This is a genomic window from Microbacterium sp. CIAB417 (genome assembly GCF_022788845.1).
Genome location: NZ_JAHZUT010000010.1, coordinates 110,335 through 130,547, shown reverse-complemented (window position 1 = coordinate 130,547; position 20,213 = coordinate 110,335). Strand labels below are relative to the sequence as shown.

The 20,213-nt window shown below is 69.7% G+C and carries 19 protein-coding genes; 10 read left to right on the top strand and 9 right to left on the bottom strand.

The window, feature by feature from the left end:
* Positions 1-60 precede the first annotated feature (60 nt).
* Positions 61-645 carry a helix-turn-helix domain-containing protein gene (locus KYX17_RS28025; protein WP_243232263.1) on the bottom strand — a complete coding sequence of 195 codons (585 nt, stop codon included), beginning with the start codon at positions 643-645 and terminating at the stop codon, positions 61-63.
* 112 nt (positions 646-757) lie between these two features.
* Here KYX17_RS28025 and add (KYX17_RS28020) point away from each other — a divergent pair, with 112 nt between their 5' ends.
* From add (KYX17_RS28020) to KYX17_RS28010, 3 genes are all read left to right on the top strand, one after another.
* Positions 758-1,810, top strand: a complete 1,053-nt coding sequence (add, locus tag KYX17_RS28020; RefSeq protein ID WP_243232261.1) for an adenosine deaminase — start codon at positions 758-760, stop codon at positions 1,808-1,810.
* Positions 1,811-1,838: 28 nt separating this feature from the next.
* Entirely contained in the window at positions 1,839-2,903 is a 1,065-nt protein-coding gene (locus KYX17_RS28015; protein ID WP_243232254.1) for an ABC transporter substrate-binding protein, read from the top strand.
* A 291-nt stretch (positions 2,904-3,194) separates the two neighbouring features.
* Positions 3,195-4,565: an amidohydrolase family protein gene (locus tag KYX17_RS28010; RefSeq protein WP_243232251.1), complete on the top strand. Its 1,371-nt coding sequence runs from the start codon at positions 3,195-3,197 to the stop codon at positions 4,563-4,565.
* 55 nt (positions 4,566-4,620) lie between these two features.
* Here KYX17_RS28010 and KYX17_RS28005 read toward each other — a convergent pair whose 3' ends face one another.
* Positions 4,621-5,121 carry a septum formation family protein gene (locus KYX17_RS28005; protein ID WP_243232240.1) on the bottom strand — a complete coding sequence of 167 codons (501 nt, stop codon included), beginning with the start codon at positions 5,119-5,121 and terminating at the stop codon, positions 4,621-4,623.
* Positions 5,122-5,426: 305 nt separating this feature from the next.
* Between KYX17_RS28005 and KYX17_RS28000 the strand changes: the two genes are divergently transcribed.
* From KYX17_RS28000 to add (KYX17_RS27970), 7 genes are all read left to right on the top strand, one after another.
* Positions 5,427-6,503, top strand: coding sequence for an ABC transporter substrate-binding protein (locus KYX17_RS28000; RefSeq protein WP_243232239.1), 1,077 nt, complete (start codon positions 5,427-5,429; stop codon positions 6,501-6,503).
* A gap of 85 nt (positions 6,504-6,588) precedes the next feature.
* Positions 6,589-7,413 carry an ABC transporter ATP-binding protein gene (locus KYX17_RS27995; protein WP_243232229.1) on the top strand — a complete coding sequence of 275 codons (825 nt, stop codon included), beginning with the start codon at positions 6,589-6,591 and terminating at the stop codon, positions 7,411-7,413.
* On the top strand, positions 7,403-8,230 hold the full coding sequence (locus KYX17_RS27990) for an ABC transporter permease (protein ID WP_243232228.1): 828 nt from the start codon (positions 7,403-7,405) through the stop codon (positions 8,228-8,230). Before KYX17_RS27995 ends, KYX17_RS27990 begins: the two co-directional genes overlap by 11 nt.
* 5 nt (positions 8,231-8,235) lie before the next feature.
* A complete protein-coding gene (locus tag KYX17_RS27985) occupies positions 8,236-9,117 on the top strand; it encodes an ABC transporter permease (RefSeq protein ID WP_243232303.1) in 882 nt (293 codons plus the stop codon).
* A gap of 50 nt (positions 9,118-9,167) precedes the next feature.
* Positions 9,168-10,202, top strand: a complete 1,035-nt coding sequence (add, locus tag KYX17_RS27980) for an adenosine deaminase (RefSeq protein ID WP_243232227.1) — start codon at positions 9,168-9,170, stop codon at positions 10,200-10,202.
* 9 nt (positions 10,203-10,211) lie between these two features.
* On the top strand, positions 10,212-10,832 hold the full coding sequence (locus tag KYX17_RS27975; protein WP_243232226.1) for a helix-turn-helix domain-containing protein: 621 nt from the start codon (positions 10,212-10,214) through the stop codon (positions 10,830-10,832).
* Positions 10,829-11,869 (top strand): adenosine deaminase, encoded by a 1,041-nt coding sequence (add, locus tag KYX17_RS27970; RefSeq protein WP_243232225.1) that lies wholly within the window; start codon positions 10,829-10,831, stop codon positions 11,867-11,869. Before KYX17_RS27975 ends, add (KYX17_RS27970) begins: the two co-directional genes overlap by 4 nt.
* 324 nt (positions 11,870-12,193) lie before the next feature.
* Here add (KYX17_RS27970) and KYX17_RS27965 read toward each other — a convergent pair whose 3' ends face one another.
* From KYX17_RS27965 to KYX17_RS32145, 7 genes are all read right to left on the bottom strand, one after another.
* Positions 12,194-13,759, bottom strand: coding sequence for a GMC family oxidoreductase (locus tag KYX17_RS27965; RefSeq protein ID WP_243232224.1), 1,566 nt, complete (start codon positions 13,757-13,759; stop codon positions 12,194-12,196).
* A gap of 73 nt (positions 13,760-13,832) precedes the next feature.
* Positions 13,833-14,447 (bottom strand): thiamine pyrophosphate-dependent enzyme, encoded by a 615-nt coding sequence (locus KYX17_RS27960; RefSeq protein WP_243232222.1) that lies wholly within the window; start codon positions 14,445-14,447, stop codon positions 13,833-13,835.
* Positions 14,444-14,944 carry a thiamine pyrophosphate-binding protein gene (locus tag KYX17_RS27955; protein WP_243232221.1) on the bottom strand — a complete coding sequence of 167 codons (501 nt, stop codon included), beginning with the start codon at positions 14,942-14,944 and terminating at the stop codon, positions 14,444-14,446. The genes KYX17_RS27960 and KYX17_RS27955 overlap by 4 nt, the downstream gene beginning before the upstream one ends.
* Positions 14,945-14,970: 26 nt before the next feature.
* Positions 14,971-16,350 (bottom strand): NtaA/DmoA family FMN-dependent monooxygenase, encoded by a 1,380-nt coding sequence (locus KYX17_RS27950; protein WP_243232218.1) that lies wholly within the window; start codon positions 16,348-16,350, stop codon positions 14,971-14,973.
* Positions 16,347-17,852, bottom strand: a complete 1,506-nt coding sequence (locus tag KYX17_RS27945) for an aldehyde dehydrogenase (RefSeq protein WP_243232207.1) — start codon at positions 17,850-17,852, stop codon at positions 16,347-16,349. The genes KYX17_RS27950 and KYX17_RS27945 overlap by 4 nt, the downstream gene beginning before the upstream one ends.
* Before the next feature lie 11 nt (positions 17,853-17,863).
* Positions 17,864-19,237 (bottom strand): amidohydrolase family protein, encoded by a 1,374-nt coding sequence (locus KYX17_RS27940; protein WP_243232205.1) that lies wholly within the window; start codon positions 19,235-19,237, stop codon positions 17,864-17,866.
* A gap of 351 nt (positions 19,238-19,588) precedes the next feature.
* A complete protein-coding gene (locus tag KYX17_RS32145; RefSeq protein ID WP_243232202.1) occupies positions 19,589-20,203 on the bottom strand; it encodes a helix-turn-helix transcriptional regulator in 615 nt (204 codons plus the stop codon).
* Positions 20,204-20,213 lie beyond the last annotated feature (10 nt).

Genomic DNA, 20,213 nt, shown 5'->3' with positions numbered 1-20,213 from the left:
TGGCATCTGCGCACATGCGTCGCAACTCGGGCGCGAGATCCCGGCCGCCGCGCCGGGCGATCAGCGTGGCCGCGGGACGCTCGTGACGAAGAGGGCGACGACACGTTCCTCGCCGACGAGACGCCAGCGGTCGCGGGCGCCCGCGGGGAAGCGGATGAAGTCGCCCGGACCAAGTGCGTATGTACCGGCGCCGAGCACGTCCACCTCGAGGTGCCCTGAGACCAGGTACAGGCCGCTCTCGCCGGGTGACTCGAACCACTCGGCGATGTACTCGTCGGGACCGAAGGCGTACTCGACGACCTCGAGCGCCGAGCTCTCACGCAACAGCAGCGCACGCCCGAGCGCCGCGTCGTCTCGCTCCGCGACGGGGATGCGGCGTCCCTCCCCGGCGCGGACGACATCGACCTCGTCGGCGCCCACGGCCGGCAGCAGATCGCCGGGGCGCACTCCGAGCGCGCGGGCGAGGCGGTAGACCGACGCCATCGAGGGGGCGCTCGCACCGCGCTCGATCTGGCTCAGAAACGGCTGGCTCATCCCCGCTGCGGCGGCCAGTTCGCGGGTCGAGAGGCCGGCCGCATCCCGGAGCCGCCGGATCTCGGCACCGACGACCGAGCCGAGATCGGCCTCGAGAGAGGGATCGCTCAAATTTACGCTCCGGAAACGTTCGCCGAATGCTCTCGTCATCGCATCCATCGAATATGAATGCTGTCAGTTATCGCCGAGGGCGTCTCCCTCAGTCTAGAAGCACGGGGAGCCCATGAGTACGACGGCCGAGATCGAGCGGATCGTGCGGGGCCTGCCCAAGGTCAGCCTGCACTGCCACCTCATCGGCTCGGTGCAGGCGGCAACCCTCGTCGACCTGGCGGCCAAGCACGGCGTCGTGCTCGACGGCGGACGCACCGCGGAGAACCTGTTCGACCACGCCAGCTATGAGGACCTCGACGAGTTCCTGCGTGTACTGGATGTGGCGGGCTCCGTCATCCGCGACGTCGACGACTTCCATCGCGTCACCTACGAGTCGCTGACGGCGGGAGGTGCGGCGCACAACGTGCTCTACCGCGAGATCTTCCTCAGCCCTCCCGGCCACCCCGGCGTCGAGTACCGCACGATCATCGACGGCGTCCGCGCCGGGATGCGCGACGCCGAGGCCGACACGGGGATCCGCAGCAACCTCATCGTCGGCCTCAACCGCAACGACACCCCGCGTGCCGCTACCGAGCTGGTCGAGACGATGATCGCCAACCCCTACGACGAAGTCATCGGGATCGGGCTCGACTACTCCGAGATGATCGGACCGCCGGAGAAGTTCTGGAAGGCCTTCCGGCTCGCCGGCGAGGCCGGCCTGCAGCGCACCGCGCACTCCGAATCGGGGCCGCCGCACAACATCGAGACCATCCTCGACCTGCTCGGGTGCAGTCGCGTCGATCACGGCTATCACGTCGTCGACGACCCCGACATCACGCGCCGCTGCGTCGAGGAGCGCATCCCCTTCACCTGCACGCCCGTCTCGAGCGACATCGGCCGCTACTCCGGCAGCGGCGACGGCAGCCACATCCGCATCAAGCAGATGGTGGATGCGGGGCTGCTCGTGACGATCGACTCCGACGATCCGCCGATGTTCGGTACCGATCCCACCAACGACTACCGTGCCCTCGCTCACGCGCTCGGGTACGGCCTCGAGACCCTCGCCTCCTTCACCGAGAACGCGATCGAGGCGAGCTGGCTCGACGCGGACGGCAAACGCGACCTGCGCCAGCGCGCCGATCGCATGGTCGCCGACCTCGCCGCGCCGCTCATGACGACCCCCTGACCCACCCCATCCACCACCAGGAGCACCCATGTCACGCAGTCACCGATCCCGCCTGGGAGTCGCCCTCGCGGGCCTCGTCGTCTCGGCCGCCGCACTCACCGCCTGCGCCGGCGGGTCGGGGGATCCGGCCGCATCCGGATCATCCGATACAGCCGGTCTCGGCGACATCACCCTTCAGCTCAGCTGGATCCTCAACGAGGAGTTCGCCGGCGAGTACTTCGCCGACGCGAAGGGCTACTACGAGGAAGCAGGCCTCGGAAAGGTGCAGCTGATCCCCGGCCCCTCGACCGGCGTCGCGGAGCTGCTCAGCGGCACGACCGACATCGCGATCAACGACGCCGTCTCGGCCGGCACTGCGGTGGCCACCGAGGGTGCGCCCATCAAGATCATCGGTGCCACGCTGCAGAAGAACCCCTTCACCATCCTGTCGCTGGCCGACGGGGGCAACATCCTGAAGCCCGCCGACATGATCGGCAAGCGCATCGGCGTGCAGGATTCCAACCGGGCGCTCTTCTCGGCGCTGCTGGCGGCGAACGACATCGACCCCTCCCAGGTCGAGATCGTCCCCGTGCAGTACGACCCGGCGCCGCTGACCAACGGTGAGGTCGACGGCTTCACGGCTTACCTCACGAACGAGGCCATCACGGTCGAGATGGCCGGATTCAAGACGGCCAACCTGCCGCTCGCCGAGAACGGCCTGCCGTTCGTCGCGGAGACGTTCTCGGTCACCGACGACACCCTGAAGAACCGGCGCGACATGCTCAAGGCCTTCCTCGTCGCCGAGATCCGCGGGTGGACCGATGCTCTCGCCGACCCCGACGAGGGCGCGCGCCTCGCGAAGGACGTGTATGGCAAGGACCTCGACCTCGATCCCGCCAAGACGATCGCGGGCCTGCTGGCCACCAACGCGCTCATCACCACGGACGAGACGGCCGAGAACGGCCTCTTCACCATCTCCGAGGCCCTGCAGAAGCAGACGATCGCCAGCCTCGCGGGCGCCGGCATCACGCTGGAGGCGTCCGACCTGTTCGACATGAGCCTGCTCGACGAGGTCTACAAGGAGAACCCCGACCTCATCGCGTACGCGGGCTGAGTCATCCCACGCCGCCGCCCCGCATCCACACCGGATGCGGGGCGGTGCCGCGCGGGCCCAGCGTGTCGCCCGGTGGTGTGGCCGTGCCGCCCGCCGGTGTGTCCGTGTCGCCCGGACCGCCACACTTTTCCGCATCCGCTACAGGGATACTCAGGCGCATGTGCGCAATAGTGGCGCAGTTGCGCATCTGCGACGCAACTCGGGCATCGCGACGGCGCCACGCGCGCGAAACATCGCAGTGTTAGCGTCACCAACATCCGTGTCGTCCGCCCCGAACCGAACAGGAGCCCCATGAGCCTGCTGATCACGCACGCCCGCCTCATCACCGTGCCCGCCGGCACCGAGGACGCCGGCTACATCGAAGACGGGTGGATGCTCGTCGAGGAGGGACGGATCGCTGCGCTCGGGTCGGGCCTTCCCGCGGTCACGGCCGACGAGGTCCTCGACGTCGACGGCGCCTTCGTCGCCCCGGGGTTCGTGTCGAGCCACTCGCACCTGTTCACGAGCGGGCTGCGTGGTCTCGGCGTGGGCGAGACGCTCTACGGATGGTGCGACTCGATGCTCGGCATGACCTCCGCGGCGACGCCGGAGGACATCTACTGGTCGACCCTGCACGGTGCCCTCGACTTCCTCGGCAACGGCGTCACCACCGCCTACAACTTCACCGACCCGCTGCAGGCCTGGGAATCGATGGTCGACGGCAAGCGCGTCGGCAACGCCGCGATGCGCCCTCTCGAGTACCACACCCGTCAGGCCGACGGCTGCCTCGATGCCGGCATCCGCTTCGTCGACGCGATCGGCATGGATGCGACCGTCGGCAGCGATGAGGAGATCTTCGACCGGTTCGCCGCCGAGGTCGCACACTCGCGCGCGATGGACCCGGCGTTCGTGCTGGGTGCGTCGATCATGGGCCAGGTGCAGTGGTCGCCGCGTCCGGATGCGGCCGAGGTCGAGGTGGAGGCGATGCGGCGGTTCGGCGTGACCAACCAGGCCCACTTCCTCGAGTCCCCCGAGGCCGTGCCCCTGCAGCAGTCGAAGTTCGCGATGTACCGGGATGCGGGAGCCCTCGGCCCCGGCATGATGTTCGGCCACTTCATCCAGACCACCCCCGAGATCATCGAGCAGACCGCCGCCGGCGGCGCCTCGATGTCGTGGCAACCCGCATCTAACGGGCGCCTCGCCTCCGGTGTCGCTCTCGTTCCCGAGATGCTGGCGCTGGGCATGAAGGTCGGGCTGGGGCTCGACGACCAGGCCTGCACCGACGTCTCCGACCCGTGGCAGAACATGCGCGCCGGCATCTTCATGCAGCGCGCCCGCACGAAGGACCCGCTGTCGATGATGCCCGAGCGGGTGCTGCGCCTGCACACCCTGGGGGGAGCTGCGATCCTGGGTGTCGACGACCGTGTCGGCAGCCTCGAGGTCGGCAAGTTCGCCGACTTCGTCGTGGTCGACCCTCGCAAGCCCGACGTCGGCCCGCTCTGGCATCCCGTGCGCAGCTACGTGCTGTCGATGACCCCCCGCAACCTCAAGCGGGTCTACGTGGGAGGCCGCCTCGTGAGCGAAGACGGCGTCTCGACGAACCCGCTGGCGCCGGAGGCGACGATCCGCGTGCATGAGGACCTGCCGCGCGTCGCCGAGCGCCTGGGGCGCCACCCCGCGTGATGCCGTGAACGCCGAAGGGGGCCGGGATGACCCGGCCCCCTTCGTGTGCGAGCGATCAGCGCGCGGCGCCCGCCAGCGTGCCGGTGACCTGTCCCGCGGTGTCGTAGATGATGCAGGAGACCAGGCGGTCGTTGCCCCCGTCCCAGCTCTGCTGGGTCGGGACGAAGTAGGAGAAGTCGAGCGTGGACTCTTCGTAGGCGATGCCGGCGAAGGTCGTGAACTCGGGGTAGCAGCCCTCTTCGGCGGCGGAGTAGACGCCGTCCTTGCCGGGGAACTCGCCGTCGGGCAGCGAGAACTCGTGGTAGACCTCGTTGTCGTGCGGCTCGCTGCAGGGCACGACGGGGACGTCGGTGACCTCTTCGCCGGACTGGTTGTTGAGGCAGTCGCCGACCGAGAGCGTGAAGACGTCGGCCTTGCCGGCGTCGGTGATCTCGCCCGTGTCGGCGTCGCGCACGGCCTCGGGTCCGCCCCCGAGGTCGCTGATCTGGAAACAGCCGCCCAGGAACAGGGCGGCCCCCATGACGGCGGTGGCGGTAAGGAGGCGGGAGATACGCATGGGCACTCGCTTTCGGGCGCGCTCGGACGGCGGTGCCGCCGGAGGAGGCTGAAGGGGACGTGTTCGCTGTGGTGAACGGCCGCCAGGCTATCGGTCCACGCGTGCGTGCATGAGCCGCTTGATGCGGACCTGTGGATAGGTCAGGTGTAACGGTGCGGAAACACGAGCGCCAGTGTTCGTGAAATCTACATCGCTTAGCGTCGAACTCGTCACGCAGACCGATGCCGCCGGGATGAACCCGAGCACGGGAGGCGTCGGCATCCCAACCACCCGAAGTGCACCACCCGACAACCGGGAGACAGCTTATGTCCCGCTTCACCGCACGCCGCACGCGCGTCGCCGTGTCCATCGCAGCCGTCGCTCTCTCCGCCCTCGCGCTCAGCGCGTGTGCCGGATCCAGCGACCCCGCATCCTCGTCCTCCTCCGGAGGTGACGCCGCCGGCCCCGGCGACATCACGGTTCAGCTCAGCTGGATCAAGAACGAGGAGTTCTGCGGCGAGTTCTTCGCCGACTCGAAGGGCTATTACACCGACGCGGGCTTCAGCTCGGTCGAACTGGTCCCCGGTCCCTCCACCGGCGCCTCTGAGCTCATCTCCGGCACCGCCGACTTCGCGATGAGCGACGCCGTCTCGACCGGTTCGGTCGTGGCGAGCGAGGGCGCGCCGCTGAAGATCATCGGCACCACGTACCAGAAGAACCCCTTCACGGTTCTCTCGCTCAAGGACGGCGGCAACATCGCCACGGTCGCCGACCTCAAAGGCAAGCGCATCGGTGTGCAGGACTCCAACACCGCGCTGTTCAACGCGTTCCTCGCCGCCAACGGCATGAGCGCCAGCGACCTGACGATCGTGCCCGTGCAGTACGACCCGGCGCCCCTCATCAACGGTGAGGTCGACGGCTTCATCGCCTACCTGACCAACGAGGCGATCATCGTCCAGAACGAGGGTCACGACACCGTCAACCTGCCGTTCGCGGACAACGGTCTGCCGTTCCCGGCCGAGACGCTGGTCACGACCGAGGACATGATCGAGAACCACCCGGACACCGTCAAGGCGTTCCTGAAGGCCGAGATCCAGGGCTGGGCGGACGCCGTCGCCGACCCTGCCGGCTGCGCGAAGCTCGCGTACGACGACTACGGCAAGGACCTCAACCTCGACCCGACGAACTCCGAGGCCGGAGCCGTCGCCCAGCTCAGCGACCTCGTCGTCTCCGACGAGACCGAGACCAACGGTCTCTTCTCGATTTCGGACGAGCTCAAGGACGCCACCGTCAAGAGCCTCGGTGAGGCCGGCATCGACGTCACCGCCGACCAGCTGTTCGACACCTCGCTGCTCGAGGAGCTCTACAGCGAGAACCCCGACCTGGTGAAGTACGCAGGTTGACACCGTGAGGGCGCCCCGCCGCGGGCGCCCTCACCCCCTCCCCGGTCGGTGCGAGCACCGACCCTGACCGAAAGCAGCCATCGACGTGACCCACACAGTCGTCGAGACCGGCGTGACCGACGCCGCGCTCGGCACCGGCCTTCAGATCACCGGCCTGAACAAGGTCTTCACCACCGGCCGGAAGTCGGTGGTCGCCCTGCAGGATGCGAACCTCCACACCGACCAGGGCACGTTCCTGTCGCTGCTCGGACCGTCGGGATGCGGCAAGTCGACCATCCTGCGCATCCTCGCAGGCCTCGAGCAGCCCACGAGCGGCACCACCCGCGTGGACGGCAAGAGCCCGAAGGAGATGCGTCGCGAGAACAAGCTCGGCATTGCCTTCCAGGACTCGGCGCTTCTGCCCTGGCGCAGTGTCTACGCCAACATCCGACTGCCGTTCGAGATCGCGGGCAAGAGCCCCGACAAGGCCTACATCGACGAGATGATCGCCCTCGTGGGTCTGCGCGGATTCGAGAAGGCCAAGCCGGCGCAGCTGTCGGGCGGGATGCGCCAGCGCGTGTCGATCGCGCGCTCGCTCATCATGCGACCCGAGGTGTTGCTGTTCGACGAGCCGTTCGGCGCCCTGGACGACATGACCCGCCAGAAGCTCAACCTCGAACTGCTGCGGATCTGGACCGAGAAGCCCGCCACGACCCTGCTCGTGACGCACGGCATCTCCGAGGCGATCTTCCTCTCCGACCAGGTCGCTGTCATGAGCCCGCGACCCGGCCGCATCAAGGAGGTCATGACCATCGACCTTCCCCGCCCGCGCATGCCCGAGATGATGCGCAGCCCCGAGTTCCACTCCTACGTGGACCAGGCATCCGAACTGCTCTTCGGCGCCGGAGGCGCTGCCGCTGATGACCACTGACACGGCCAAGACGCGCACCATCCAGTGGGAGGACATCCGGCTTCCCGCGTGGGTGACCGGAGTGATCGGCGGCGTGGGACTCATCGCCGCCTGGTGGATCATCTCCGCGATCTTCATCGCGCCCTCGGGGGCGCATGTCATCCCGAGCCCGCTGGAGGTCATTGCCAGCTACATCGACACCGGCTGGGAATACTACTGGCGCAACTTCTCGGTGACGCTCGTCGAAAGCGGCATCGGCTACCTCTGGGGCAACGGCCTGGCGCTGGCTCTCGCGTTCCTCGTGCTGCTCGTCCCGCGCCTGGAGGGCGTCGCGATGCAGATCGCGATCCTTACCTATTGCGTACCGATCGTCGCGATCGGCATGCTCGCGGTCGTGCTCTTCGGCGCACCGCCGCGCGGCGCTCCCAGCGGTACCGCGGTCTTCCTCGCCGCACTCTCGGTCTTCTTCACGACCGTCGTGGGCGCTCTGCTCGGCCTCAAGTCCGCCGACAAGTCCAGCCTCGACCTTGTCACGGTCTACGGCGGCAGCAAGCTCACGCAGCTGCGCAAGGTGCGCCTGATCGCAGCGCTTCCCGCCATCCTCAACGCGCTGCAGATCGCCGTGCCCGCGGCCTTCCTCGGCGCCGTGCTCGGGGAGTTCTTCGGAAAGATCGAGGCCGGCGTCGGGCTCGCGATGATCCTCGCCCAGCAGAACTCCAACGCGCCGCTCGTCTGGGCCCTGGCCCTCGCCTCGGGCGCGGTCGCGCTCGCCGGCTACGTACTGGTGGGCTTCATCGCCCGACTCATCGCGCCCTGGTCGAAGGGAGCCCAGAAGTGACGACCATGATGACCGCTCAGCCTCCGGTCGCGGGACCCGGCTCCGCTGCGAACGTCGACCTGAATGCCACGGTGCGCAAGCAGGCCGCCTCCGGCGCACTGAAGGCGTTCGGATGGGGCATGGTGACCTTCGTCGGCACGCTCGTGGGCGTGCTCGCCCTGTGGGTCGGCGTGCTCGCCGTCTTCAACATCTCGCCGCTCATCGCCAAGGGCCCGGTGGATGTCTGGAACTACCTGTTCACGGTGCCGGCCGCCGAGGCCAACCGCGAACTCATGTTCGGCAACCTCGCCGTGACCCTCGGCCACTCCGTCATCGGCTTCGTCTCCGGTCTCGTGATCGCCATCCTCGGCGCCTCGCTCTTCCAGCTGAACAAGGGGGCCGAGCACGCCCTCATGCCCGTCGCGATGCTGCTGCGCTCGGTGCCGCTGATCGCCATGGCCCCGGTGATCATCATGATCTTCGGCCGCGACATCGCGACCGTCGCCGTCATCGGCGGCATCGTCGTGCTCTTCCCCGCGCTCGTGAACATCTCCTTCGGCCTCAAGTCCGCCTCCGCGCAGATGAACGACCTCGTCGAGGTGTACGGCGGCGGGGCGTGGGCGAAACTGCGCAAGGTCGCTATGCCGTCCTCACTGCCGGCGTTCTTCGCGGCCGTGCGCATCTCCGTTCCCGGTGCCATCACCGGCGCACTGCTCGCCGAGTGGCTCGCCGTCGGCGGCGGCATCGGCGGATCGATCGCCGGCTACATCCCACAGGCGCAGTTCAGCGCCCTGTGGACCTCGGTCGTGCTGGTCACCGCCGTCTCGCTCATTCTGTACAACGTGATCCAGATCGTGGAGGACGTCGTCCTCGCACGCATGGGCATGCACTCGCAGAAGGGCGTCTGACCCTCGCGGCGACTCGCGCCGCATCCGCCGACTCCAGGAAGATCTTCGGTATGACCGATCTCACCGCGTTCGCGCACGGCCTGCCCAAGGCAGAGCTCCACCTGCACCTCGAGGGCACTCTCGAACCCGACCTCAAGTTCGCGCTCGCCGAGCGCAACGGCATCGAGCTCGCCGAGAAGACCGTCGACGAGGTCAAGGCCACCTACGACTTCACCGACCTCACCAGCTTCCTCGCGGTGTACTACCCGGCGATGCGCGTCCTGGTCACGGCCGACGACTTCCACGACCTCGCCTGGGCCTACCTCCAGAAGGCTGCGGCGCAGGGCGTCGTGCACGTCGAGATGTTCTTCGACCCGCAGGCTCACACCGGCCGCGGAGTGCCCTTCGCCGACGTGATCGGCGGGTACCGCCGTGCCGTGGTGCGCGCGGAGCGCGAGCTCGGCATCTCCGCCGAGCTCATCATGTGCTTCCTGCGCGACTACTCCGCCGAGTTCGCCTTCGCGACCCTCATGCAGGCGCTGCCCTACAAGCAGTGGATCCTCGGGATCGGACTGGACTCCGACGAACGCGGAAACCCGCCCGAGAAGTTCGCCGAGGTCTTCGCCCGGGCCCGCGCCGAGGGCTTCCTTCTCACGATGCACTGCGACATCGACCAGCCCGGCTCGATCGACAACATCCGCACCGTGCTCGATGAGATCCAGGTCGACCGCATCGACCACGGCACCAACATCGTCGAGGACCCGGCTCTCGTCGCCCTCGCCATCGAGCGCGGGCTCGGGTTCACGACGTGCCCGGTCTCGAACTCCTTCGTGACCGAGCAGATGAAGGCGGACGAGATCGTGGGACTGCTCCGTCAGGGTGCCAAGGTCACGCTGAACTCCGACGACCCCGCCTACTTCGGTGCCTACGTCGGCGACACCTACGTCGCCCTCGCCGAGCACGCGAAGCTGACCGAGACCGACCTGGTGCAGTTCGCCATCAACTCGTTCGAGGCCTCCTGGCTGACGCCCGCCCGCCGCGCCGCCTACCTCGCGGCCGTCGCCGACTACGCGGCGCGCCACGGCGTCGCGATGCCCGCCGCATAACCTCGGACCATGACCGACCCTGTCGCCACGATCGCCGCGGACGAGGATGCGGCCGGCCAGCGCCTCGGCGCCCGCATCCGTGAGCTGCGGCAGGCACGCGGGCTCACACTCGTGCGCCTGGCGGCGGCCACCGAGCTGTCGCATCCGTTCCTGAGCCAACTGGAGCGCGGGCTCGCCCAGCCGAGCCTGGCGTCGCTGCGGCGCATCGCGGTGGCGCTGGAGACGAGTCCGATCGAGCTGATCGCGGCCGCCGACGAGCCGCGCGAGGCCGCATCCGCGATCGAGATCCAGCGCGCCGGCTCCGGTGCCGTGCCCGAGGGGTTCGCCTCCGGCACAGCACGGATGCTCGCGCACGACGCGCGCGCGTTCCATCCGATGGAGGTGGCCGCGGACGCGCTCGTGCCCGGCGAGAGCTTCACCCACGAGGAGGAGGAGTTCCTCTACGTGGTGGCCGGCGGCATCCGGATCGAACTCGACGGCGAGGCGCACGATCTGACGGCCGGCGACTCCGTGCACTTCCCCGGGGGCGTGGTGCACCGCTGGTGGTCGTTGGACGGGGAGCCGTACCGGCTTCTCGTCGTCAAGAGCGTGGGCGTGCTCAGGCCCCGCACGCCGGGAGGAACACCGTGATCTCGTACGCCGACTACCTGCAGCTGCTGCCCAAGACGGAGCTGCACTGCCACTTCGCCTCGACGATGACGGCGACGACCTTCATCGAGCTGGCCGCGCGCTACGGCGTGGAGCTCTGGGGCGACGACCCGGAGACGCTCTTCGACTTCGCCGACCTGCCCGAGTTCCTCGTCGCCTTCCGCGCCGCGCACGACGTGCTGCGCGAGCCGGCCGACTTCGAGCGGGTCGCCTGGGAGGGCGTGCGCGCGGCCGTCGCCGAGGGCAACCTCCGCTACCGCGAGTATTACGTGAACCCGCAGTACTTCGCCGCCCGCGGGATCGGCTACCGGGACGTGATGGACCCGATCATCGCGGGCCTGCGCCGTGCCGAAGCCGACTTCGGCGTCGGATTCCGCATCGTCGCCGCGATCAACCGGCGCGACAGCCCCGAGTCCGCGGTCGCGATGGTGCGCGAGGTGATCGAGCACGGCATCCCCGAGGTCGTGGGCATCGGCCAGGACGATCTGACGCCGGAGAACACCGAGGACCCCACCCGCTTCGCCGCGGCGTACCGGCTCGCCGCATCCGCCGGGCTGAAGCTGACGGCGCACGTCGGGGAGACCCCGACGGCGACACCGGATGCGGTGCGCGAGGCGATCGAGGTGCTGGGCTGCGACCGCCTGGACCACGGGTACCGCATCGTCGACGATCCGGCGGTGGTGGCGTTGGCCTTGGGACGCGGCATCGGGTTCGCGACGACCCCCGTGTCGACGACGATCTGCTCGGGCTGGACGCTGGACGAGGGCCACCGCTTGCGCGCGATGATCGACGCGGGACTCACGGTCAGCGTGTCGACCGACGACGCGATGTTCTTCCGCACCGACATCGGCAAGGAGTACCGCGAGGGGCTCATGGCGCTGGGCGTCGATGCGGCCGCCGCGAAGCGGATCGCCCTCGCGGGCATCGACATCTCGTTCGCGGACGCGGCCACGAAGGCGCGCCTGCGCGGCGAGTTCGAGGGCGCCTTCATCGCCCTCGACGCCCTCCTCGACGTCTGACCCGCGGGCCCATTCGGTTCGAGGGACGCGTTTCGCCGCCTTTTCCGTCGTTTCGCCGCGTTTCGGGTCCCTTGAACAGGGGCAGCCTGTGTTCGAGGGACGCGTGTTGTGGTGCGGAGACCCGGGGAGCCGCGTTTCGGGTCCCCCGAACAGAGCTCGCCTGTCACAGATCGACGGATGCGGCGCGATCTGTGACAGGCGAGCAATCCGGAGCGGGAGCCGGGGCCCGGGCCGGGGCCGGAGGCGGGCCGGGCCGGAGAACGGGCCGGGCCCCAGCGGGCGGAGCGCGGGACGGAGCCGGAGCGGGAGGGAAGCGACCTCGGGTCAGCGGCCGGCGGCGACGAGCTCGGCGCCGCGCTCGGCGATCGCGACGGTGGGGGCCTGCGTGTTGCACGTCGGGATCGAGGGCATGACCGACGCATCCGCCACCCACAGCCCCTCGAGGCCCCTCACCCGCAGCGCCGGGTCGACGACCGCCAGCTCGTCGGTGCCGATGCGCGCGGTGCCGGAGCAGTGGAAGAAGGTGCCGATGTTCTCGCGCACGAACCGCACCTTGTCCGCGTGCGCGAGCCCGGCGACCGGCGTGATCGGGCCCTCCGCAAGGTCCGCGTAGGCGGATGCGGCGACGAGATCCTGCACGGCGTCGACCGCCTCGACCATCGCGGCGAGGTCCGTCGGATCGGCGAGGTAGTTCGGATGGATGTCGGCGGCCGCATCCGGATCCGCCGAACGCACCCGCACCCAGCCGACGCTCCGAGAGCGGTACAGGCCGGGGACCAGAGCGAAGACGCGCTCTCCCGACAGATCGTGACGGGCGTGCAGCGCCTCGTCGCCGCGCGAGCCGTGCGCGACGACGGTATGGAGGTCAGGCCCCGCCTCAGCAAAGGAGCTCCGCCAGTTGAGCATCGCGCCGCCCCCGTTGCCGATGACCGGGCCGAGGTCGTGCCGGGCGCGGAAGTTCATGCCCAGGATCAGCGGGTGGTCCTGGAAGTTCTCGCCGACTCCGGGCAGATGGTGCGTCGCGCGGATGCCGGATGCGGCGAGCCGCGCGGCGTCTCCGATCCCCGACAGCTGCAGCAGCCGCGGGGTGTCGAGGGCGCCGGCCGCCAGCACGATGCGCGCAGCGGTGGTCTCGACCGCCACCCCGCCCACCGTGTGCCGCACCCCGATGACGCGCTCGCCGGCCAGGAGCAGCGCGTGGACGCGGCTGTCGACCAGCACATCGAGGTTCGCGCGGCCGAGCGCGGGCTCGAGGTACCCTCGCGCCGTGCTCCAGCGCTCGAACGAACCGTCATCGGTCTCGATCGCGTTGTAGTCAGGGTAGGTCGCGCCCTCGTTGGAGGCGGCGTTCGCGTCGTCGATCACCGGAAGGCCGCGTTCTGCGGAGGCGGAGATGAGCGCGTGCGCGATCGGATGCACGTGTGCGAGCGGTCCGACCCGCATGGGACCGGAGCGTCCGCGGTAGGCCGGGTCGCCGTCCGCGCGTGTCTCGGACCGGCGGAAGTACGGCAGCAGGTCGTCGTAGCCCCAGCCGGCGGCGCCCGCATCCGCCCACGCGTCGTAGTCCGCCCGGTTGCCGCGGAACCAGAGCATCGCGTTGGTCGAGGACGACCCGCCGAGCACCTTACCGCGCGGCATGGCGAGCGAACGGCCGAGCACATGCGGGGTGGGCGTCGACCGGTAGCCGTGGTCGTATTCGCCCCCGATGAGGGCGTCCCAGTGGGCGGCGTCGAGGATCTCCCGCACGCCGCGGTGGTCGCTCCCCGCTTCGATGAGGAGCACGCGGACCGTGGGGTCCTCGGACAAGCGCGCCGCCAGCACGCATCCGGCCGCCCCGCCGCCGACCACGATCTCGTCGTAGCCGGCGGCGGGGGTGCGCACCAGGGGCATCACGCGCTCCCGGGCACGAGGGTGTCGTCTCGCGACGCTCGTGGAGCGACCGGCACGATCCGAGACGCGACCATCAGTTGTGCTCGCTCGGACCCATGATGCTGATGCCCTCCGTGGCCTCGACGTGGCGCACGAAGATGTACTTGTCCTCGCGGCCGTCGGAGTGCTTGCGCTTGATCCCGGGCTCGAGGATGCCGTCGGTCTTGGCGACGACGATGTACGGCTCGGATGCGGCGAGCCCCGCCGCGCAGTGCGCGTCGAACTCTTCGAGCGTCTCGGCGGTGAACGCCTTCTCGACTCCGGCGCTGCGGGCGATCGCGGCGAGGTCGACACGGCCCTTCGCGGTGTGGGTCGCAGGTCCCCCGATGGACTGGTACTGCTCGTTGTCCCACACGACGATGAAGAGGTTCTCCGGGCGCTCGTTGCCGAGCGTCGCGAGGATGCCGAGGTTGAACAGCAGGCCGCCGTCGGTGTCGAGCGAGACGATGCGGCGGTGGGGCAGGCCCACGGCGAGGCCGAACGCCTCCGGCGTCACGCAGCCCAGCTGCTGCTGGAACAGGCTCGCCTCGCGCATGTGCGGAGCGGCGTTGTACCACTCGTCGACCGCGCCGCCGAGGGAGAGGATGACGAGCTCGTCCGAAAGACGTGCGGCGAGCAGCTTCATGGCTTCGAATCGGGAGTAGCTCATCGGACCAGATCCCCTCCGAGGACGATGGCGGCGTGGTAGTACGACGCGTAGGCGGTGTCGTAGGCGCGGACGATCGCCGTCTCGAGCTGGTCGACGTCGCGCACGATCGTGTACGGGGTGCGCAGGGCCTGCAGCAGCGGCTCCATGGTGATCCCGTGCGGGATCGCCCACCAGTTGTTCTCGCCCATCTCGCCGCGATAGCTCATGATCATGACGACCGGGATGCCGGCGCCGAGCCCCATGCGGGCGAGGTGCTCGGTCGCGGCGCGCAGACCGGAGTTCTCCATCACCAGCACGGCGCGCTTGCCCGAGAGGAAGACGCCGCCGGCGATCGCCGCGCCTTCGCCCTCGTTGGTCACCGGGATGGTGCGGATGTCGGGATCGGCGTCGAGCGCCGGGTAGAGCTCCTTCAGGAGCGAGTCGGGCAGGTACGTGGCGACGGAAACGCCGGCTCGTTTGAGCCCGCGGATCACCGCCTCGACGGCGTCGGCTCTCATGTGGTCTCTCCTTCGTGCGGGTGGGATCAGGACGGAAGGGATGCGGTCTCGCGCGCCGCGAGATGATGCGCGCGGTGGGTGGCGGCGAGGCGGGGGCCGCCGCCGAAGTGCTCGCGCAACGTGGCGCCGGCGGGCGGGCTGACGCGGCCCCGTTCGGCCAGCACGGGCAGGACGAGCTCGATGAACGCGCGGTAGGCGCCGGGCCCGCCGAACGTGGGCTCGAGCATGAGGCCGTCGAGCCCCGAACCGTCGACGATCGCCTCGATCTCGTCGGCCACCTGCTCGGGTGAGCCGGTGATCTGGAACCCGCGGATCGCCTTCGTGCGGAACTGGTCGAGGATCTCGCCCACCCGCATCTCGGCGTTCTGCCGCGCGTAGCGCTGGATGAGGGTCTGCCCGAGTTCGGTGCGCAGGTCCACGACCTTGGTGTCGGGGTCGATGCCGGTGAGATCGAGTCCCGTGATCCCGGCGAACATGACGGCCGCATCCGCGCGCTGCAGCACGCTCTCGTACTCGTCGCGGAGGGCGCGCGCCTCGGCCTCGGTGGCAGCCACGGTCACGGTCATGCCCGAGATCACCTTGATGTCGGATGCGGCGCGCCCGTGCCGCAGGGCCTGCGCGCGTATGTCGTCCACGTGGGCCTTGGCGGCGGCGATCGTCTGCCCCTGGATGAACACGGCCTCGGCGTTGCGGGCGGCGTAGGCGCGGCCCCGGTCGGAGGTCCCCGCTTGGAACAGGACGGGAGTGCGCTGCGGCGTCGGCGGCACCGCGAAGATGCCGGCGGCGCGCTGATACGTGCCCTCGACGTCGATGCGGTGCAGCTTCGCCGGGTCGGCGTAGACGCCCCGGTCGCGGTCGCGCACCTCGGCGTCGTCCTCCCAGCTGTGCTCCCAGAGCCGCAGGCAGGTGTCGAGGAACTCGTCGGCCGCGTCGTAGCGCTGGTCGTGGCCGAGCGTCTCGGTCACCCCGAACAGCTCGTCCGTCGTGGCCTGCGAACTGCCGGTCACGACGTTCCAGCCGATGCGCCCGCCCGTGAACCTGTCGAGCGTCGCGAAGCGCCGCGCGGTGCCGTAGGGCTTCTCGACCGTCGTCGGCGAGGTCACGACGAACCCGATCCGCTCGGTCTCGCGGGCGAGTGTCGCGATCGCCAGCATCGGGTCGAGCGCGGGGAACTGGATGCCGTGGGCGGCGACCTCCTCGGGCATGCGTCCGCCGAGGGTGGCGTAGCCGTAGGTGTCGGCGAAGAACAGGAAGTCGAAGCCCGCCGCATCCAGCTCGCGCGCGAGGTCGACCCAGTAGTCGAGCCGATCCCAGTCGTCGCCGCGCCCGTCGGGGTGCGTCCACGTGGGCATGCCGTTGGAGGGGTTCATCATCTCGAAGACCCCGAGCGCGATCCGCCCGTTCATACGACCATCACCACAGACTTCGTCTCCAGGTAGTTCTCCAGGCCCTGTGACCCGTTCTCGTAGCCCCACCCTGACTCCTTGTGGCCGCCCTTGGGCAGCTCCGGTCCGAGGAAGGAATGGCAGTTGACCCACACGGTGCCGGCCTGAAGGCGCGCCGCCACGCGGTGCGCGGCGCTCAGGCCCTCGGTCCACACGCTCGCGGCGAGGCCGTAGTCGCTGTCGTTGGCCCAGCCGACGACCTCGTCGACGTCGTCGAAGGGAGTGACCACGGCCACCGGGCCGAAGATCTCCTCGCGCATAAGACGGGCGTGCGGTGCGACGTCGGTCAGGACGGTCGGCGTGAAGAAGGTGCCGGCGGGTCCGGTGCGCTCGCCGCCGGTGACGACGGTGACCCCGTCGGCTGCGCCCTCCTCGACGTAGGCGGCGACGCGTCGGGCCTGCGTCTCGCTCACGAGCGGCCCGAGATCGGTGCCGGCCGCGAGGCCGTGGCCGAGTCGCAGGGCGTCTCCCGCCGCTGCCATGCCGGCCACGACCTCGTCGTACACGGCGCGGTGCGCGTAGATCCGTGCGCTCGCGACGCACACCTGGCCGCCGTTGTCGAAGATGCCGCGCGAGACGCCGGCGACGGCGGCGGACAGATCTGCATCCGGCAGGATGATCGAGGGCGATTTGCCGCCGAGCTCGAGCGTGAGCCGGGCGAGTCGGTCGGATGCGGTGGCCACCAGCTTCTTGCCGACCGCGGTGGAGCCGGTGAAGGCGATCTTCGCGACGCCGCGGTGCTCGACGAGCGCCTGCCCCGTCTCGTGCCCGTAGCCGGTGACGATGTTGACGACGCCGTCGGGCAGCCCCGCCTCCTGCAGCAGGCGCCCGAGGTAGAGGGCGCTGAGCGAGGTGTTCTCGGCGGGCTTGAGCACGATCGCGCAGCCTGCGGCCAGAGCGGGGGCGAGTTTCATCGCCGTCATGATGAGCGGAGAGTTCCACGGCACGATCGCCGCGACCACGCCCACGGGCTCCCGCCGCGTGTAGGCGAACACGTCCTTGCCCTCAGGTGTGCGGGTGAGCGAGGTCGGAATCGTCTCGCCCGTGATCTTCGTGGGCCAGCCCGCGTAGTAGCGGAACTGCGAGATCGCGGCCGGGACCTCGCCGAAGCGCGCCGTGCCGAGGCTCTTGCCCTGGTCGAGCGTCTCGAGCTCGGCGAGGTCGTCGAGGTGCTCCTCCATGACGTCGGCGATGCGCCACAGCAGCTTCGAGCGGTCGGCCGGCCGCATCCGTGCCCACGCCGCGCTCTCGAGTGCGGCGCTCGCCGCGCGGACGGCGGCATCGACGTCGCCGGCCGAGGCGCGGGCGACGTGCGCCAGAGTCTCGCCCGTCGCCGGGTCGAGCGAGGCGAACGTGTCGGATGCGGCGACCCAGCGTCCGCCGATGAGCAGGCGTCCGGGGTCATCGGCGAGGAAGCGGGCGACCCGCTCGCGGAGCGGCCCGTGATCGAGCGCGATGGTCATGGCGTGGCCTTTCAGTGGAACAGTCCGTCGAGCTCGCCCTGCGCGGCGATCCAGTCGGCGCGACGGGCGAAGAGGTCGGGCACGAGCGCGCGCACCCGGTCGATGAGCTCGCCGAGGTCGGCGTTCACGAGGCGGCCGCCCTGCACGACGATCTCGCCGTCGACGACCGTCATGTCGACGTCGGAGCCGCGCACGGCGTGCACGAGGTTGTGGTGGATGTTGGGATATGCGCCGTCGGGCATGAATGGGGTCATACGCGGCGTGTCGGTGCGGACGGCCACGAAGTCGGCCTTCCGGCCCGGCGTCAGCGCACCGAGCTCGTCGCCGCGGCCGATCGCCGCTGCGCCGCCGCGGGTCGCCATTCCCAGCACCTGCCACGAGTCCATCGCGGCCGCATCCATCGTGCGCAGCTTGCCGAGCAGGGAGGCGACCTTCATCTCCTCGAACATGTCGAGATTGTTGTTCTCCTTCTCGCCGTCAGTGCCGAGACCGACATCGACGCCTGCCGCGAGCATCTCGGCGACGGGCGCCATGCCGCTGGCGAGCTTCATGTTCGAGACGGGGTTGTGCGAGACGCCCACGCCGCGAGCGGCGATCAGATCGACCTCCGCCTGATCCAGCCACACCGCGTGGGCGATCATCGCGCGCGGCACGTCGAAGAAGCCGAGCTGCTCGAGGGCGAACATGGGGCGCGCGCCGTGGCGGGCGGCGAAGTCGGCGAGTTCGATCTCGGACTCGCTGCAGTGCGTGTAGAGGCCGGTGCCGTAGGCGTTCGCCAGTGCGATCGCCCGGCGCTGGCCCGCCGCATCCGCGTAGAACGGGTGCTCGAGTCCGACCCACGGCATGATGCGCCCGTTGGCCGCTCCTGTCCATTCGCTGAGCATCCGCTCGTTGTCGTCGAGGGTGTCGAAGTAGTCGAAGTCGGGATGCTCGCCGACGTAGTTGACGGTGACGACGCGGTTGCCGAGGGCGGATGCGGCGCGCGCCGCGCCGTCCATGTAGCGCCACATGTCCACCACGGTCGTGGTGCCCGACAGGAGCCCCTCGGCGTAGCAGAGCCACGCGGCGGCCTCGGCCTCGTCGGGGCGGAGCACGCGGTGCATGGGGTCGATGTGCAGCCGCAGCCACTCCCAGACGGGCAGGTGCTCGGCGGTGCCGCGCAGCATCCCGGAGTGGTGGTGGGCGTTGATCAGTCCCGGCATGAGCAGGCGGTCGGGTAACTCGATGCGCTCGGCGTCGGGGTGGGCCGCGATCAGCTCCGCGCGGGGCGCGACGTCGGTGATCGTGTCGCCGGTGACGAGCACGCCCGCATCCGTGAGGACGCGGCGTTCGTCGTCCATCGTGACGACGAGTTCGGGCAGAAAGAGGCGCGCGGTGGGAGGCACGCTGCCGATCGTAGATACCTATCGTTGATTACACATACCAATCGCGTTTCGCGCGCGTTACCTCTTGCGGGGCGCGGGGGATCTCGTCTCCGGCTCTCCGTCCGTCAGCTCGCCTGTCACAGATCGACGCCGCCGCGTCGATCTGTGACAGGCGAACGAGTGGGGGTGGGCGCGGGCGGTAACGGGATGTGCAGGGCGGGGCGCGGGCGCCGCGGGGGCTGAGCGCTGCCGCTCAGCGCTCAGCGCTCAGCGGTCACCGCCCAGTGCCCAGTGTTCAGCGCTGAGTGCCCAGCGTTCAACGCTCGGCGTTCAGCGGTCGGCGTTCGACGTTCAGCGCTCAGTGTTCGGCGGTCAGCGCCCGGCGACGTGCACGAGCAGCAGCACGGCCGGGTCGGCGCCGTCGATGCGCCAGCGGTTGCGCAGCGCTCCGGGGTGCGAGAGGGCGTCGCCCGCAGTGAGCGTCCACGACCCGCGGTCCTCCAGCTCGACCGTCAGCGACCCCGCGACGAGGTAGATCGTGTTCTCGCCGTCGGACTCGAACCACTCGCCCACGTACGGGGCGCGCGCGATGCGGTACTCCTGCACGGTCGCGCCGCGCGTGGCGGCCGAGGAGATGATCCGGCTGACGGCGCCGTCGTCGCTCTCGGAGACGGGAACGAGCTCGCCCTCCCCGTGGCGGACGACGTGGATCGGCTCCGGCTCCTCGTTCGCCGGCAGCAACTCCGACGGTGAGATGTCGAGCACCTTCGCGAGCTTGAAGAGCGTGAGGATGGACGGCATCGTGCGGCCGCCCTCGATCTGACTCAGGAAGGGCTGACTGATCTCCGCCGCACCCGCCAGCGCCCGCATCGACAGCTTCTTGGCCGTGCGGGCGGCACGGATGCGACGCCCGAGCGAGACGCCGATGTACGCCTCCGCGTCGGCGGGGCTCGCCGCATCCGGCTCGGTCAGGGCGTCGGTGGTCACGGACCCAGGA

Coding starts and splice junctions, on each gene's coding strand:
- KYX17_RS28010 (WP_243232251.1), top strand. CDS start 3,195: ATGAGCCTGCTGATCACGCACGCCCGCCTCATCACCGTGCCCGCCGGC.
- add (WP_243232227.1), top strand. CDS start 9,168: ATGACCGATCTCACCGCGTTCGCGCACGGCCTGCCCAAGGCAGAGCTC.
- KYX17_RS28015 (WP_243232254.1), top strand. CDS start 1,839: ATGTCACGCAGTCACCGATCCCGCCTGGGAGTCGCCCTCGCGGGCCTC.
- add (WP_243232261.1), top strand. CDS start 758: ATGAGTACGACGGCCGAGATCGAGCGGATCGTGCGGGGCCTGCCCAAG.
- KYX17_RS27985 (WP_243232303.1), top strand. CDS start 8,236: ATGATGACCGCTCAGCCTCCGGTCGCGGGACCCGGCTCCGCTGCGAAC.
- KYX17_RS27950 (WP_243232218.1), bottom strand. CDS start 16,350: ATGAACGGGCGGATCGCGCTCGGGGTCTTCGAGATGATGAACCCCTCC.
- KYX17_RS27960 (WP_243232222.1), bottom strand. CDS start 14,447: ATGAGCTACTCCCGATTCGAAGCCATGAAGCTGCTCGCCGCACGTCTT.
- KYX17_RS28005 (WP_243232240.1), bottom strand. CDS start 5,121: ATGCGTATCTCCCGCCTCCTTACCGCCACCGCCGTCATGGGGGCCGCC.
- KYX17_RS27975 (WP_243232226.1), top strand. CDS start 10,212: ATGACCGACCCTGTCGCCACGATCGCCGCGGACGAGGATGCGGCCGGC.
- KYX17_RS27965 (WP_243232224.1), bottom strand. CDS start 13,759: ATGCCCCTGGTGCGCACCCCCGCCGCCGGCTACGACGAGATCGTGGTC.
- KYX17_RS28000 (WP_243232239.1), top strand. CDS start 5,427: ATGTCCCGCTTCACCGCACGCCGCACGCGCGTCGCCGTGTCCATCGCA.
- KYX17_RS27990 (WP_243232228.1), top strand. CDS start 7,403: ATGACCACTGACACGGCCAAGACGCGCACCATCCAGTGGGAGGACATC.
- KYX17_RS27945 (WP_243232207.1), bottom strand. CDS start 17,852: ATGACCATCGCGCTCGATCACGGGCCGCTCCGCGAGCGGGTCGCCCGC.
- KYX17_RS27955 (WP_243232221.1), bottom strand. CDS start 14,944: ATGAGAGCCGACGCCGTCGAGGCGGTGATCCGCGGGCTCAAACGAGCC.